The following is a 14,178-nucleotide window of genomic DNA, read 5'->3' on the forward strand; positions in this document are numbered from 1 at the left end:
CGTGGAGGACCGAGGGAGTCCGGCCCGCCCGGCCGGTGCGGCGGTGCTCGTGTCACCAGCCGCGGACGGCCCACTCCTCCAGGTGCGGGGCCTCCGCCTCGATGGTGGTCGTGTCGCCGTGCCCGGTGTGCACGACCGTGTCGCCGGGGAGCGTCAGCAGCCGGTCGCCGATCGAGGTCAGGATCGTGCCGAAGTCGCTGTACGAGCGCCCGGTCGCGCCCGGCCCTCCCGCGAACAACGTGTCACCGCTGAACAGTGCGCCCAGGTCGGGGGCGTACAGGCACACCGCCCCGGGCGCGTGCCCGGGTGTATGGAGCACGCGCAGCCCGATGCCCGCGACGACGAGTTCGTCACCGTCGGCGAGGGGGCCGTCGGGCCGCCGGTTCGGGTGGACCATCTTCCACAGCACCTGGTCGTCGGGGTGCAGCAGGACGCGCGCGCCGCCGGCGAGAGCGAGGTCCGGTGCGGCGCGCACGTGGTCGTCGTGGGCGTGGGTGCACACGACGGCTGTCAGCCGGCGGTCACCGACGGCCTCCAGGACGGCGTCGGAGTCGTGCGCCGCGTCGATGACGAGGACCTCGTCGTCGTCACCGACGATCCAGACGTTGTTGTCGACGTCCCAGGTGCCGCCGTCGAGACTGAACGTGCCGCTCGTGACGAGGCGTTCGATGCGGGGTGCGCCGGCCATCACAGCACCACCACGGAGCGCAGCACGTCGCCGCCGTGCATCTTCTCGAAGGCCTCCTCCACGTCACCGAGTCCGATGGTCTCGGTGACGAAGGCGTCCAGATCGAACCGGCCGCCCAGGTACAGATCGATGAGGGCCGGGAAGTCGCGCGAGGGCAGGCAGTCGCCGTACCAGCTGGACTTCAGCGCGCCGCCGCGACCGAAGACGTCGAGCAGCGGCAGTTCCACCTTCATCTCCGGGGTGGGCACACCGACCAGCACGACCGTGCCCGCCAGGTCCCGCGCGTGGAAGGCCTGCCGGTACGTCTCCGGGCGGCCGACCGCCTCGACGACGACGTCCGCTCCGAATCCACCGGTGAGTTCGCGCACCGCCTCCACCACGTCGCCCTTGGCGGCGTCGACCGTATGGGTGGCCCCCATGGTCATGGCACGGTCCAGCTTGCGCTGGTCGATGTCGACGGCGATCACCTTGGACGCGCCGGCCAGCCGGGCGCCCGCGACGGCGGCCATGCCGACACCGCCGCAGCCGATGACGGCGACGGAGTCCCCCCGCCCGACGGCACCGGTGTTGACCGCGGCGCCGAAACCCGCCATGACACCGCATCCGAGCAGCCCGGCTGCCGCCGCCGGGGCGGCCGGGTCCACCTTCGTGCACTGCCCCGCGGCGACCAGTGTCTTCTCCGCGAAGGCGCCGATGCCGAGGGCGGGCGAGAGCGGGGTGCCGTCGAGCAGCGTCATCGGCTGCGTGGCGTTATGGGTGGCGAAGCAGTACCAGGGCTTGCCCTTGCTGCAGGCCCGGCACTGGCCGCACACCGCACGCCAGTTGAGGATGACGAAGTCCCCGGGCTCCACGCCGGTGACCCCCTCCCCCACCGCCTCGACGCGGCCGGCCGCCTCGTGTCCCAGGAGGAAGGGGAACTCGTCGTTGATCCCGCCCTCGCGGTAGTGGAGGTCGGTGTGGCAGACGCCGCACGCCTCGACCTTGACCAGTGCCTCACCCGGACCGGGATCCGGGACGACGATCGTCTCGACGGAAACCGGTGCGCCCTTCTTCCGGGCGACGACGGCACGTACCTCGTGAGCCATGAGCTGCTCCTCAGACGGGAAACTCGAGCCGGGTGCGTCGCTCCCTGAGTTGCCTCATCAGGTACACGCACCGCCATACGCAACCGAGCATCGGGGAGGAGGAGACCGGCGGTCAAGGGGTCGACAGGAACCGGACCGGCCGGCGGTTCGTTTCGGAACGAGGCTCGCAGGCGGCGCCGGCGGATGAGGCGGCGGGCCGTTGCGAGCACGCCCAGCGCCGGGTGCGGTTTCGTGATCTACCCAGTGGGCCCGCCGGCGGACCTTCGTCCGTAGTGGCTGCGACGGGCTGTGGCTTCTCGCGCCGCCTTCCGGACGGCTCTGATCGTGGATTCGGATCGTCTTCGCCGCAGCCAGGCAAGGGCGGACGTGGAGGGCGAGACGTCGACCACCTCGATGTATCTGACGCCCGGGCGCGGGAGATATTCACCGGCAGCAGCCGGAAGAAAACAAGCAACTGGGACTATCCGGGCCCGGGGTGCCCGCAGCTGCGCAACCTCGCCTCCTCGGTGGTGAACCGGGGCTACGCCGGCAGCTACGACGACGTCAATCTGTACTACGGCGAGGACCGGAGTGCTGCGTACGCCTGCCTCGGCCGGGGCGACATGTGGCTGGACCTGACGCTCGGACGGGAAGCGTTCAGCCACGGCTGGCCCTGGTGTGGGACGGCTACGGGCGAGTCGGCGAACGGCAACATCGCATCCCACAGCTGGACGGACAGTTGCTGACCGGCCACACACAATGACCGGAGGGCCTCTGCAGGGCCCTCCGGTGCTCTGTGCACTCGCACCAGCATGCACAGCAGGCGCGGAGGGGGACGCATGACGTGGCATCCCCCGCACCGGATCTAGGGCAGGGCCTGCTCCGCCCAGATCACCTTGCCCTGTGGGGTGTACCGGGTGCCCCAGCGCTCAGCCATCTGCGAGACAAGGAACAGGCCCCGGCCGCCCTCGTCCGTCGTCGCGGCGTAGCGCAGGTGCGGTGAGGTGCTGCTGCCGTCGGCCACCTCGCAGATCAGCGCGCGGTCACGGATCAGCCGTACGTGGATCGGCCCGGAACCGTAGCGGATGGCGTTGGTGATCAGCTCGCTCAGGATGAGCTCCAGGGTGAAGCCGATCTCCGACAGCCCCCATTCCTCGAGCTTTCGGGACACGGCGTCGCGCATGCCCGACACGGCGGCGGGGTCCTGTGGCACGTCCCAGTCGGCGACCCGGTCGGACGGAAGTTGCCGCGTGCGGGCGACGAGCAGGGCGACGTCGTCCTTGGGGCGGCCGGGAAGCACGCTCTCCAGCACGTCCTGGCAGGTCTGTTCGGGTGGCCGGCCGGGGTTGCCGGTGAGCGCCTCGCGCAGCAACTCCATCCCCACGTCGAGGTCGCGCCTGCGGTCCTCGATGAGGCCGTCGGTGTACAGGACGAGCTGGGTCCCCTCCTCGAGGCACAGCTCCGCGGTCTGGAACGGCATACCGCCGAGGCCCAGCGGTGGACCGGCGGGCACGTCCGGGAAGCTGACGGTCCCGTCAGGCTGCACCAGGGCGGGCGCCAGATGCCCCGCCCGCGCCATGACGTAACGGCGCGTCACGGGGTCGTAGATCCCGTACAGGCAGGTGGCGCCCACGACGCCCGCCGCGCTCTCCGCCGTCTCGCTCTGGTCGATGCTTCCGACCAGGTCGTCCAGATGGCTCAGCAGCTCGTCGGGGGGCAGATCGAGGGCGGAGAAGTTGTGCACCGCCGTGCGCAGCCGTCCCATCGTGGCGGCGGCGTGGAGGCCGTGTCCGACCACGTCGCCGACGGCCAGTGCCACCCGGCTGCCCGGCATGGGGATCACGTCGAACCAGTCGCCGCCCACGCCCGACTGGGCGGGGAGGTAGCGGTAGGCGATGTCGAGGGCGCTCTGCTCGGGCACGGCCTGCGGCAGCAGGCTGCGCTGCAGGGTGACCGCCAGGGCGTGCTCGCGGGTGTAGCGGCGGGCGTTGTCGATGCTGATCGCGGCACGGGCCACCAGCTCCTCCGCCAGCGACACGTCCTCCTCGTTGAAGCATTCATGCTGCTGCGTGCGCCAGAAGGTGGCCATGCCCAGCACGACGCCCCGGGCCTGGATGGGCGCGGTGATGAGGGAGCGGATGCCGTAGTCGATGACCGCCTTGGCCCGCTCCGGGTCCTGAAGGCGCCACCCCGTGGCGGTGGGCAGATCCCTCACCAGCTGGGAACGGCCGCTGCCGTAGCCGCGCGCCTGCGGCGTGGAGGCAACATAGTCGAAAAGCCGGCCCTGCTCGGTGAGCGGATGGTCGTCCACGATGCCGGACACGGCCGCGCGTCGCATGGCCGTCCCGGTGGGGGCCGGCTCCTCACCGTGCAGCACGGCATCGGCCAGGTCCACGGTGACGAAGTCCGCGAAGCGGGGGATGGGGACCCGCGCCAGCTCGTCGGCGGTGCGCAGCACGTCCAGGCTGGTACCGATGTGGAGTCCGGCGTCGTACAGCAGCCGGAGCCGCTCCCGTGCCACCTCCGCCCTGCCCGTCACCGCCTGCAGCTCGGTGGAGTCGCGCAGTGTCACCACCGTCTCCCTGGGTCCTCCCTCACGGCCGGTGGGCCGCTGGTTGACCGCGATCAGCCGCTCTCCCGCGAGATGCACCTCATCGGTCGCCTCGCGCCCGGAGGCGAGCAGCTCCTTCGTCTCGGGGTCGAGGCCGGGCAGATCCGAGACGAGCCGCCCCTCGATGTCCGGGGGCAGCTCCAGCAGTCGTCTGGCCTCGTCGTTGGCCAGCATCAGCCGCCCGTCGGCGGCCACGATGAGCACCCCTTCCCTGACGGAGTGGAGCACTGTGTCGTGGTGCTCGTACATCAGGGCCATCTCGTCCGGGGCAAGACTGTGTGTCTGCCGGCGCAGCCGCCTGCCCACCAGTGCCGTCACGCCCCCCGACAGCGCGAGGGCGCCGGCTCCCGCGCCCAGGATGATCGGTAGTTGCCGGTTCAACTGACTTTCGACGTTCTTGACCTTCATCCCGGCCGAGACCAGGGCCACCACTTGGTCGTCGGCGTCTTTGATCGGGACCGTGGCCTGCACCTCGCGACCGAGTGGGCCGTCGACGCTCTCCACGTAGACCTTCCCTTCCAGCGACGGCCCGATCTCGCCCACGAACTGCTTTCCGATCCGGTCCGGCAAGGGATGCGTGTAGCGGATGCCCGTAGTGCTCATGACCACGATGAAGTCGACGTCGGCTGCCCGGCGTGCCGCCTCGGTGAGCGGCTGGAGAACCTTGCTGGGATCCGGGGTCTGCAGTGCCGCAAGGACCCCCGGCGAGTGCGCGAAGGTCTGCGCCACGGCCGTGGAGCGGCGCCTGGCCTCGGCACCGCTGTCCCGCTCCGACTGCAGGATGAGAGCGAAGACGCCACAGGCCACGAGCAACACGACCAGAGCCACCTGGAAAACCAACACCTGCCCGGCTACAGTCCGCGTGCTCTTGCTGATCAGACGCTTGACCGACAGGTGTCGAAGACGGGCGAAAGGACTCGCCATGCGACCTTTCTAACACCGGTGATCCCAAGTGGCCAGGGCGCGCCGGTCCCTCGTTCGGTCCACCTCGGGGATCCATGCGGCTGCGCGGCCGCACTCCGTGGGGGTCCCGCCCCCCGGAACCCGGCCACATGCAGCACTTTCCCATGCACGCGCGCCCCTTCCACACCCTGCGTCCGATTAGACCGATAAGATACTTTTGTGATCACGTCTGCGCGGCCGTGGCGCCATCGCCTCGCCTACAGTGGCCGATGGGAAGCTGCCCGGCTGTCGCCCCTCGTCATCACCGTTCTCATCGCCGGCCTGGCGTTCTCCACCCCCAGGGAGATCGCGTTCAGCCGCCTCCTGCCCGCCGCGCCCGCCCTTGCGGCCGCGATGTGGCCCGTGCTCCCCACCATGCTGCTGGGGGCGTGCTGCCTCGCGCTCATGCTCGTCCTCAGCCTCTTCCACACCGATCTGGGGACGCCGTACACCTCGGGCGCGATCATCGCGGTCACCCTGGCGGCCGCGTACGGCAGTCACGTCCGGCTTCAGCGGGAGGAGATGCTCTTCCAGGTCCGGCTCGTGGCGGACGCGGCGCAGAAAGTGCTGCTTCGCCCGCTGCCGCGCCACATCGGGGGCGTCGAGATCGAGTCGCTGTATCTGGCAGCCCAGGAGCAGGCCCGGATCGGCGGCGACTTCTACGAAGCGATCGGTACGCCGTACGGGGTCAGGCTGCTCATCGGCGACGTGCGGGGCAAGGGCCTGTCCGCCGTCGGGGCGGCGTCGGCGGTGATCAGCTGCTTCCGGGAGGCCGCCTACGACGAGGCCGACCTGCAAGGCATCGTCCACCGCCTCGAGACCACCGTCACGCGCCACAGCGCCGCGTTTCCCGTCCAGGACCAGCCCGAGCACTTCGCCACTGCTCTCCTCGCCGAGATCCCGCACGGCGGCGGCCGGATACGCCTTCTCAACTGCGGGCATCCCCCGCCGCTGATCGCGCACTGCGGGAAGGTCCGGGTCCTGGAGCCCTCCGTCCCCTCGCCACCCCTCAACCTCGCGGGGCTCATCGGTGACCGCTACTGGGTCGACGTCGTCGCGTTCGCCCCGGGTGAGCAGCTGCTGCTCTACACGGATGGCGTATCGGAGACCCGGGACCCCACGGGGCGGTTCTTCCCGCTGTCGGACTGGATGCGGCGACAGGACCCCGAACATCCCCGCGAGCTGCTGGACCATCTGCACCGGGACCTTCTCCGACACAGCGGCGGGCGGCTCGACGACGACATCGCGGCGCTCGCGCTGAGGCGCAGCACCGCGCAAGATCGGGGAATCGTCGGCGCCGAGGGCGGAGTGGTCGGGGGCTGAGCCGACGAGGGCTGGACCCACCAGGGCTGGATCGACGGGGGCTGGCGCGACCAGGGCTGGATGACGGGGGCTGGATCGATGGGGGCTGGGCCCCGGGTCGGCAGCCGGATGCTGGTGAGAGACACGGTCGCGGACTGGGACGCTTCTCCCGCGGGTCGCCGGGCCGCCGGGCCGCCAGGTGGCAGGTGGCAGGTGGCAGGTGGCAGGTGGCAGGTGGCAGGTGGCAGGTGGCAGGTGGCAGGGTGCCGCTTGGGAACGCTTGGCCGCCGCAGCACGGCAGGCCGGCCGATCGGCCACGGAATCGACTCCAGCGCCCTGGGTACCCCGCTTCCCGACCCACCACTTCCAAGCTGCACTCGGAGATTCATGACGCAGGAAAACGAGAACGAAAAGGGCAATCGGTATTGCAAGGCGTGCGGCACGCCGACCGAAGACGGGAAGCTGTGCAGCCACTGCGGCGCGGTTCTGGACTTCCCCTCTGGGGACGGGCTGGTCGAAGACGAAGGTGCGGCTGTGCGGCGGGACTTCGAGGGGCGCTCCGCGGACGATTGAAACAGGTGAGCCGCCCGGGGCGAGGGCTCCGAGCGGCACACCCGTTCAGCCGGCAGGCGCGTCACCGTCCCCGGCGGCGCTCCTATTCCGCTGCGGGGCGGCAACTGCACCGAGCACTGCGCCGGCGGCCACGATCGCCGGCCCGCGCAGCCATTCCCGCGCCTCGACCTGCGCGGTGAGCACGACAGCGGACGCGATGCCCAGCGTCCGCAGTGCGGTCGGGGTCCTGGAGCGGTACGCCGGGACCGAGCCGCTCTGCACAGCCGCCGCAGCCCCCTTCTCCGGGTGTGCCCAGGGCCGGTCTGCTGCAAGGGCCGCGCTGCTTGCGCAGCTCTTCCGACGAGTCGGCGCTCAGATCGAGGTGCATCTGCTGGGGCACCTGGCCGTCGGGCCAGTCCGGCTCACGAAGACGCTCCACGTACTGGAAGGCGAGCTGCGGTCCGCCGCCGGGGTCGCGCAACACCAGCCAGTCCCTGCCGCGCTCGTCCGGCTGACCGGCCGGAGACGGCTCGTCCCCTGGCGCCCAGTCAGCCCTCCAGTACAGCCTCGAAGACGTCGGCGGCTGCCGGAGCCGCTCGGGATACGGGCCGTACTCGCCGACCGGCAGGTACGGCCCGATGAACTCCCGTTTCATGTGCGCCAGTTGCACACCGTCACGCACGAAGATCTACCGGACCAGACCCCGCCGCGAGAGCGAAGCCCTGAACTGCCACCGTGTGCCCTCGAGTCGAACTCGGCTCAGCCGAGACCGCGGTGGGCGGCCCACAACGTCCCGGCGCGGCCGGCCGCGTCGACAACCAGAGCCGCCAGCTCTGGTTCGCCGGGCACCGGGAACGAGACATATGCGCCCCGGCCACCGCCGACCGGCCGACCATACGCTTTCGCGGCGAGGTGACCGTCCGGGAGAAGCCGGATGTTCAGTGTGGTCAGTTGGAACTCTTCACCACGTCGAGTGTCCGTCCAGCGGAGCGCCTGCGGGATCGCGACATTGATCGCCAGAGCACTCACTTCCAGGTCGCTGCTCATGGACCGATGATCTCACGCGAGTCGCACAAAGCGGCGGGAGAAGCAGGCGGTGATGGTGACTCAACACACCCCCTGCTCGGGCCGCTGCGCGCCGTCCCTCAGCGCCAGTCGTCGATCACGTAGGCGTCCGGGTGGCTGTAGCCGGGTTCGTTGGGCTTGTGCATGGTCACGCCTTGCAGCTGGGTACGGAAACCGCGGTCCACCATGCGCCGGTAGGCATCCTGGCGGGCCAGGTTCATTCCGGCGTCCAGTTGCCCCAGGCCCCTCTCCGTGGCCAACTGCTCGCACGCGTCCAGCAGTCGTTCGAACCGCTCAGCGGCGTTCCGGCCAGGGCGTACGGCGCCGAACTTGACGAAGCACACATCCTCACCGGCTTCCGACCCCGCTCCGCAGTGACAGACGGCCAGACCGTCGAGGCCGGAGTCGGCGCCCTCGAGGAGGACGGTGTCGCCAAGGCCCTGCGCCTGCGTCGCCATGATCTCGCGCTCCAGGCTCAGGCCCTCGTACACGGCCCCCGTCAGTGCGCGACTGAGGCTCAGCGCCTCGGACCGCTCAGCGGCGGCCAGCTCGCCGTAGAGCACTCGGCCGCGGACTGCCGTACTTGCGGAGACCTGCTTCTTCATGACGGCTGTGAGGAATCGGGGCCAGAATCCGTACCGACGGTAGAGCTCGAGGTGCTTGGGGCTGTGCGAGAAGGTGAACAGGCCGAGATGGCGGTTCTCCCAGGTGTCGAACAGGCCCATGACCGGTTCCATGAGGCGCCTGCCGATGCCTTGGTCCCACAGATCCGGCCGTATGGTCAGCGGGCCGAAGAACCCGACGCTGCCCCAGTCGGCGGCGAAGTTCGACCCGACGACCTCGCCGTCGACGGTCGCCGCGAAGGCGGCGTGTGGGTCTGCCGCCCAGCGGGTGCGGACGTAGTCGACGGTCCCGAAGAACGTCTCCGGCTCAGGGGTCCCGAGGAACGTCCCGAAGGCGATTCTGAAGATCTCGTCCGCCCGATCCAGATCCGGCTCGGCCAGCGGGCGGACCGACACCGGGGAGGCGGCACTCGTTCGCTTCGCTGCGGGCATGATCGCTCTCCTTCCACCCCCGGTTCCATCGCACCACAGACGTGCGCCACGGGCGAAGCGACGGGGTCGGCGGTGCCTCAGGGGAAGGCGAGAGAGCCCTCTCCCGCCGCCTGCTCTGCAAGCACGACGCCGGCCAAGGGGTACCCGGGCCGAGTGGGAGAGCGCCAAGTGTCAAGATGGGGACATGACTATCAAGGTATTTTTTGACATCACCATCGACGACGTCCCCGCCGGCCGGATCAACCTGGACCTGTTCGACGACGTCGCCCCCAAGACCGTGGAGAACTTCCGCGCACTGGCGACCGGCGAGAAGGGCTTCGGCTACAAGGGCTCGTCCTTCCACCGCGTCATCCCGGAGTTCATGCTCCAGGGCGGCGACTTCACCCGCGGCGACGGCACGGGCGGCAAGAGCATCTACGGCGAGAAGTTCGCCGACGAGAACTTCACGCTCAAGCACACCAAGCCGGGCCAGCTCTCCATGGCCAACGCCGGCCCGAACACGAACGGCTCTCAGTTCTTCATCACCACGATCGTGACGTCGTGGCTCGACGGCAAGCACGTCGTGTTCGGTGAGGTCGCCGACGAGAGCAGCATGGAAGTCGTGCGGAAGATCGAGAGCTACGGCTCCCGGTCCGGCCGTACCTCGGCCACCATCACCATCGCCGACTGCGGCGCTCTCTGACCTCAAAGGCAGACGGCAGCATCCGGTGGTGCTGCAGGGGTCCTTCGAGGTGTCGGGAGCAGACGGTTCCCGACACCCGCCCCGCCCAACCGGTGCTGCACTGGCAGCATGGGCGACTCTTCGGTAGCCGGCTCCGTTTACAGCTTGTAGTGGCGTGGAGCTGACGGTCACCGACCGTCAGGCCGGGTTCAGCCGCGCAGGCGCCCGTGCCGAACAGCGGCCGGAGGCCACGACCCGCTGTGACACACGGCACGGATGCGCTGCGGAAACGATGGAATGCGGATGAGTGGGCAAATGGTTGGCATATACATCTGACTATGAGCCTGTGAGGTACCCGTGAAGCACTCCGCCCCTGAGCAGCCCGCCGACGTCGTCGCCCGCCTGCGCGCCACCTTCCGCAGCGGCCGAACCAAGCCTGCCGAATGGCGCGTGGCCCAGCTGCGCCGACTGCGCGACATGCTCACCGAGAACGGCACGGACCTGGCCGCCGCCCTCCACGCCGACCTGGGCAAGAGCGCCACGGAAGCCTTTCGCACCGAGATCGACTTCACCGTCCGCGAGATCGACCACACCCTCGATCACCTCGCCGACTGGCTGCGACCGGAGCCCGCCCCGAACCCGGCTCACCTCGGCACCGACGTGACGGTCTGGACGCAGTACGACCCCCTGGGCGTCGTCCTCGTCATCGCGCCCTGGAACTACCCGGCGCAGCTCCTGCTGGCCCCCGTGGTCGGCGCCCTGGCCGCCGGCAACGCGGTGGCCGCAAAGCCGAGCGAGCTGGCCCCCGCCACCTCCGCGATCCTGGCCCGGCTGCTGCCGGCGTACCTCGACGCCGATGCGGTCGCCGTGGTGGAGGGCGGGGTTCCCGAGACCACGGCCCTGCTCGCCGAACGTTTCGACCACATCTTCTACACCGGCAACGGCACCGTCGGCCGGATCGTGCTGCGCGCCGCCGCCGCACCTCACCCCGGTCACCCTCGAACTGGGCGGAAAGTCACCGGCGTTCGTCGACCGCGACACCGACCTGGCCGTCGTCGCTGACCGGTTGACCCGCGGCAAGTTCCTCAACGCCGGGCAGACCTGCGTCGCCCCCGACTACGTCCTGACCGATCCGGAGACCGCGACGGCTCTCGAGCCGCTGCTCGCGAACGCCGTGAAGGCGCTGTACGGCACCGACCCGGCCGCGTCCGGCGAGTACGGCCGGATCATCAACGAACGGCACTTCGACCGGATCACCGGCCTGCTCGACTCCGGTCGCACCGTGGTGGGCGGCACGAGCGACCGTGCGACGAAGTACATCGCACCCACCGTCCTGGCGGACGTCGCCCCGGATGCGCCCGTCATGCAGGAGGAGATCTTCGGCCCCATCCTCCCGATCGTCACCGTCCCCGGCCTCGACGAGGCGATCGGCTTCATCAACGACCGGGACAAGCCGCTCGCCCTGTACGTCTTCACCGAGTCCGACGAAACACGGCGCCGGTTCGCCGAGGAGACCTCCTCGGGCGGCCTGGGGCACGGTCTGCCGCTCGCTCATCTCACCGTCTCCGACCTGCCGTTCGGCGGGGTGGGGGAAAGCGGCATGGGCAACTACCACGGCCGCTACTCCATCGAGACCTTCAGCCACCGCAAGGCGGTCCTGAACAAGCCGCTGCACTGACGCCCGCGGCCGGGTGCCTACGCGGCCTCAGCCCACCATCTCCTCGTCGTGCGACGCCCGACCGAATGCGGCCGTGGCCGAGGGACTCCGCGACATGCAGGGTGGTGGACCGAGCCATGTCCCCCCCCAATACGCGCGCTCAGTGGACGATCGCCGCCGCACGCTCACCCAGTGCGCTGAGCCGATCAGGGGCGACGCCTCGATGAGCGTCCAGGCCGCAAGCGCCTGCTCGGGCTCGAAGCGCCGGCCATCTGACGGCGTGTGGGGATGCGGCGCCCGACGGCGGCGCGCGGGTGGCCGGAGACGTCGGCTGTGTGCGCCCAGGGCGGCAGGCGGTAGCGCTCGTGACGGGTCCGTCCCCCTGGCAGACGGCAGCCCGGGCGGCGGAGACATCGGGGTGACTTGAAGTGGTCGATGGGAACCACGACTTCATCGATGCCCACACGACCGGCTTCGAGGAGTTTCGCCCAGCACGCCCGCACCCTGGACTGGGAGGACGTGCGCACAGCGACCGGACTGACCCGCGAGGAGATCGAGAAGGTCCGCGACGAGGTCCTGAACAGCGAACGCGTCATCGCCTGCTGGGCGATGGGCGTCACTCAGCAGCGCTGCTCCTCCGTGACGAGGGGCCCGGCATCAGCCGGGCCCCTCGTTCGCGCAGCGGGGACACAGGATGTGGATCTGTGTCTCCGGCTCATGAGCCCAGCGGGCTACCGAGCTGCTCCGCCCCGCGCTGGTGGTGCCGCCGTGGCCAGCGGCTCACCCGGGGCGGCAGGCATCGTCCTTCGTCAGCCGCGCACGATGTTCTCGGCCTGGGGGCCCTTCTGTCCCTGCGTCACGTCGAAGGTGACCGGTTCGCCCTCGATCAGTTCCCGGTAGCCGTTGCCGGTGATGTTGGAGTAGTGGGCGAAAACGTCCGGGCCTCCGCCGTCCTGGGCGATGAACCCGAAGCCCTTTTCGGCGTTGAACCACTTAACGGTGCCGCTGGCCATGCTGCTTGTCCTTCGATATCGCCGAGAGGTCCCGGCTGGTCCATGAGAGGTGCCGTCCGGAACGTGGAGGACACCCGCGTACCGTTCTACCCCCTCAGCCGCCGATCATCCGACCTTTCCTCCAAACGTGGGGGTGTGCCGTTCGACCGGCTCGTCGACAGAGCCAGGCAGGTCTCCTCATCGTCCTCCACGAACTGTGACAGCAGCAGTCCTTCGCTGCCTCCGCCTGCTCCAGCGCCCGCTGGACGGCAGGCAGAGCTCGAGGTTCCCTCGCTTCTCCGTGATGAAGCCCATCGCCGCTCTTGCCTGATCAATGTGGGGCAAAACAACCCCGCGGTGATGTGTGCACACCAGCCAGGCATTAGCTTTACGGCTTCTGCATCACTCATTGACCATCCGACCAAGGGTCGAATGCACACCATGCACATATCACCGCCCGTTCCGGGGGAACGGGACATTCCGCGTGCGCTCAGACGTCCTGACGACGCCCCCGCCGGCCCTCGCGGCGGCACCCGCCGTGGACGAGCCCTCCGGGAAGCCCTCACCCGACGTGCCGTCCGCGCTCACCGAGGCGAAGCATTCCGGCAAGCAGGCCTCGGGGTCCACACCCACGCGGCCATCGTCGAGCGCGAGCGGCACGGGCCTCAGCTGATCCAGCACGGCAGCTCCAAGAGGACCAGTCTCGCGGCTGCCGTCCTGCGGTACCGCGGCAAGCCCGACTGCGTCGAGCGGGTGACCATCCTCCGTCCGAAGGCGAGGTCCTGACCATGGCCCGGAAGACAGGGTTCATCCGTTTCGCGCCGGCCGCCGTCGTCGCCGGCGCGCTTCTGGCGGGCTGCGCGTCGGACGACAAGTCCCTGACCTATCAGACGGACTACGGCAATCACCGGCCGTTGCGCATCGTCGGGTACCCCTCCACAGGAAGTCTCGAGACGGTGCAGAAGGCCGTATGGCGGCTCGCCGACGGCGACACCGACGGGCTGGCCGCGCTCGCCGTCGACGGCAAGCACGCCGATGCCACGGCCCGCAACTGGGTGAAGGCCTTCGGCGCCGCCGCAAAGGAAGACGTGACGGCGGACTTCTACGACGAGGGTTCCGTACGGCAGGTCGTGGTCCTGTACTTCACCAAGGGCGGCCGGATCAAGGAGATCGAGGCTCGCATCGGCGAGGACGGCTCCTGGGGACTCACGCTCGACGAGCCCGACCCGGCCGAGGCGACGGCCAAGCCCGACTGGGCCCCTCCGAAGCCGGGCGGCACCAGCTCCCGCACCTCCGGCGCCCCGCCCGAGGGCTAGTAGTGCTTCGTTACGTCGGGTGATCTCGCCTGGTGTTGGGCATCTTCTTGGCATGAGGCTGGGGGAAGTGGAACGACTCCGGGGTGAGTTATCGGAGTTCGTTGCCGATGTGTTCGCCTCGGTGCCGCGGCGGGATCAGCGGCGGTGGGGCGAGTGTTATCTGCGGGGCCTGATGCTCGACGGCCGGCGCAAGTCGGTCCAGCCGATGGCCGAGCGGCTGCCGGACGGGAACATGCAGGCCCTGCAGCAGTTCGTGAACCAGTCGCCGTGGGA

Annotated in this window: 13 protein-coding genes and 2 pseudogenes; 8 read left to right on the plus strand and 7 right to left on the minus strand. The window is 69.8% G+C overall.

Annotated elements, in window-relative coordinates:
- Positions 1 to 52: 52 nt before the first annotated feature.
- The gene (locus tag AB0937_RS37225) at positions 53 to 688 is read right to left on the minus strand and encodes an MBL fold metallo-hydrolase (RefSeq protein WP_366718431.1); all 636 of its coding nucleotides are present in this window, start codon (positions 686 to 688) and stop codon (positions 53 to 55) included.
- Positions 688 to 1,773: an S-(hydroxymethyl)mycothiol dehydrogenase gene (locus AB0937_RS37230; protein WP_366718433.1), complete on the minus strand. Its 1,086-nt coding sequence runs from the start codon at positions 1,771 to 1,773 to the stop codon at positions 688 to 690. The genes AB0937_RS37225 and AB0937_RS37230 overlap by 1 nt, the downstream gene beginning before the upstream one ends.
- A gap of 509 nt (positions 1,774 to 2,282) precedes the next feature.
- Between AB0937_RS37230 and AB0937_RS37235 the strand changes: the two genes are divergently transcribed.
- Positions 2,283 to 2,498, plus strand: coding sequence for a hypothetical protein (locus AB0937_RS37235; protein ID WP_366718435.1), 216 nt, complete (start codon positions 2,283 to 2,285; stop codon positions 2,496 to 2,498).
- 119 nt (positions 2,499 to 2,617) lie between these two features.
- On the opposite strand, the gene AB0937_RS37240 is transcribed toward AB0937_RS37235, so the two are convergent.
- The gene (locus AB0937_RS37240; protein ID WP_366718437.1) at positions 2,618 to 5,287 is read right to left on the minus strand and encodes a SpoIIE family protein phosphatase; all 2,670 of its coding nucleotides are present in this window, start codon (positions 5,285 to 5,287) and stop codon (positions 2,618 to 2,620) included.
- A gap of 201 nt (positions 5,288 to 5,488) precedes the next feature.
- On the opposite strand from AB0937_RS37240, the gene AB0937_RS37245 reads away from it, so the two are divergent.
- Both AB0937_RS37245 and AB0937_RS37250 read left to right on the plus strand, forming a co-directional pair.
- Positions 5,489 to 6,628, plus strand: a complete 1,140-nt coding sequence (locus AB0937_RS37245; protein ID WP_366718457.1) for a PP2C family protein-serine/threonine phosphatase — start codon at positions 5,489 to 5,491, stop codon at positions 6,626 to 6,628.
- Positions 6,629 to 6,994: 366 nt separating this feature from the next.
- Complete coding sequence (locus tag AB0937_RS37250; protein ID WP_366718439.1) at positions 6,995 to 7,180, plus strand: hypothetical protein; 186 nt, start codon at positions 6,995 to 6,997, stop codon at positions 7,178 to 7,180.
- Positions 7,181 to 7,225: 45 nt separating this feature from the next.
- Here the strand turns inward: AB0937_RS37250 and AB0937_RS37255 are convergent, their stop codons facing one another.
- The 3 genes from AB0937_RS37255 to AB0937_RS37265 all read right to left on the minus strand — a co-directional run bounded on the left by AB0937_RS37255 (position 7,226) and on the right by AB0937_RS37265 (position 9,279).
- On the minus strand, positions 7,226 to 7,441 hold the full coding sequence (locus AB0937_RS37255) for a hypothetical protein (protein ID WP_366718441.1): 216 nt from the start codon (positions 7,439 to 7,441) through the stop codon (positions 7,226 to 7,228).
- Between the two features lie 477 nt (positions 7,442 to 7,918).
- Positions 7,919 to 8,206, minus strand: a complete 288-nt coding sequence (locus AB0937_RS37260) for a hypothetical protein (RefSeq protein ID WP_366718443.1) — start codon at positions 8,204 to 8,206, stop codon at positions 7,919 to 7,921.
- A 98-nt stretch (positions 8,207 to 8,304) separates the two neighbouring features.
- The gene (locus tag AB0937_RS37265; protein WP_366718445.1) at positions 8,305 to 9,279 is read right to left on the minus strand and encodes a GNAT family N-acetyltransferase; all 975 of its coding nucleotides are present in this window, start codon (positions 9,277 to 9,279) and stop codon (positions 8,305 to 8,307) included.
- Between the two features lie 184 nt (positions 9,280 to 9,463).
- Here AB0937_RS37265 and AB0937_RS37270 point away from each other — a divergent pair, with 184 nt between their 5' ends.
- The 3 genes and pseudogenes from AB0937_RS37270 to AB0937_RS37280 all read left to right on the plus strand — a co-directional run.
- Entirely contained in the window at positions 9,464 to 9,961 is a 498-nt protein-coding gene (locus tag AB0937_RS37270) for a peptidylprolyl isomerase (protein ID WP_366718447.1), read from the plus strand.
- A 336-nt stretch (positions 9,962 to 10,297) separates the two neighbouring features.
- Positions 10,298 to 11,618, plus strand: a pseudogene (locus AB0937_RS37275) (aldehyde dehydrogenase family protein).
- A gap of 407 nt (positions 11,619 to 12,025) precedes the next feature.
- Positions 12,026 to 12,221 (plus strand): annotated as a pseudogene (locus tag AB0937_RS37280) (hypothetical protein); the annotation flags it as partial.
- 185 nt (positions 12,222 to 12,406) lie between these two features.
- On the opposite strand, the gene AB0937_RS37285 reads toward AB0937_RS37280, so the two are convergent.
- Positions 12,407 to 12,610 carry a cold-shock protein gene (locus AB0937_RS37285; protein WP_356650991.1) on the minus strand — a complete coding sequence of 68 codons (204 nt, stop codon included), beginning with the start codon at positions 12,608 to 12,610 and terminating at the stop codon, positions 12,407 to 12,409.
- Between the two features lie 767 nt (positions 12,611 to 13,377).
- Here AB0937_RS37285 and AB0937_RS37290 point away from each other — a divergent pair.
- Both AB0937_RS37290 and AB0937_RS37295 read left to right on the plus strand, forming a co-directional pair.
- Positions 13,378 to 13,905, plus strand: a complete 528-nt coding sequence (locus AB0937_RS37290) for a hypothetical protein (protein WP_366718449.1) — start codon at positions 13,378 to 13,380, stop codon at positions 13,903 to 13,905.
- Between the two features lie 52 nt (positions 13,906 to 13,957).
- The coding region (locus tag AB0937_RS37295; protein ID WP_366718451.1) for a transposase at positions 13,958 to 14,178 on the plus strand (221 nt) is incomplete at its 3' end.

The sequence above is a fragment of the Streptomyces sp. NPDC047880 genome, assembly GCF_040706515.1.
Taxonomy (GTDB): Bacteria; Actinomycetota; Actinomycetes; order Streptomycetales; family Streptomycetaceae; genus Streptomyces.

What these genes read in the sequence shown, in the direction of transcription:
- AB0937_RS37225 (WP_366718431.1), bottom strand. Translation starts at nt 688, where the DNA reads ATGGCCGGCGCACCCCGCATCGAACGCCTCGTCACGAGCGGCACGTTC.
- AB0937_RS37230 (WP_366718433.1), bottom strand. Translation starts at nt 1,773, where the DNA reads ATGGCTCACGAGGTACGTGCCGTCGTCGCCCGGAAGAAGGGCGCACCG.
- AB0937_RS37240 (WP_366718437.1), bottom strand. Translation starts at nt 5,287, where the DNA reads ATGGCGAGTCCTTTCGCCCGTCTTCGACACCTGTCGGTCAAGCGTCTG.
- AB0937_RS37250 (WP_366718439.1), top strand. Translation starts at nt 6,995, where the DNA reads ATGACGCAGGAAAACGAGAACGAAAAGGGCAATCGGTATTGCAAGGCG.
- AB0937_RS37260 (WP_366718443.1), bottom strand. Translation starts at nt 8,206, where the DNA reads ATGAGCAGCGACCTGGAAGTGAGTGCTCTGGCGATCAATGTCGCGATC.
- AB0937_RS37265 (WP_366718445.1), bottom strand. Translation starts at nt 9,279, where the DNA reads ATGCCCGCAGCGAAGCGAACGAGTGCCGCCTCCCCGGTGTCGGTCCGC.
- AB0937_RS37270 (WP_366718447.1), top strand. Translation starts at nt 9,464, where the DNA reads ATGACTATCAAGGTATTTTTTGACATCACCATCGACGACGTCCCCGCC.
- AB0937_RS37285 (WP_356650991.1), bottom strand. Translation starts at nt 12,610, where the DNA reads ATGGCCAGCGGCACCGTTAAGTGGTTCAACGCCGAAAAGGGCTTCGGG.
- AB0937_RS37290 (WP_366718449.1), top strand. Translation starts at nt 13,378, where the DNA reads ATGGCCCGGAAGACAGGGTTCATCCGTTTCGCGCCGGCCGCCGTCGTC.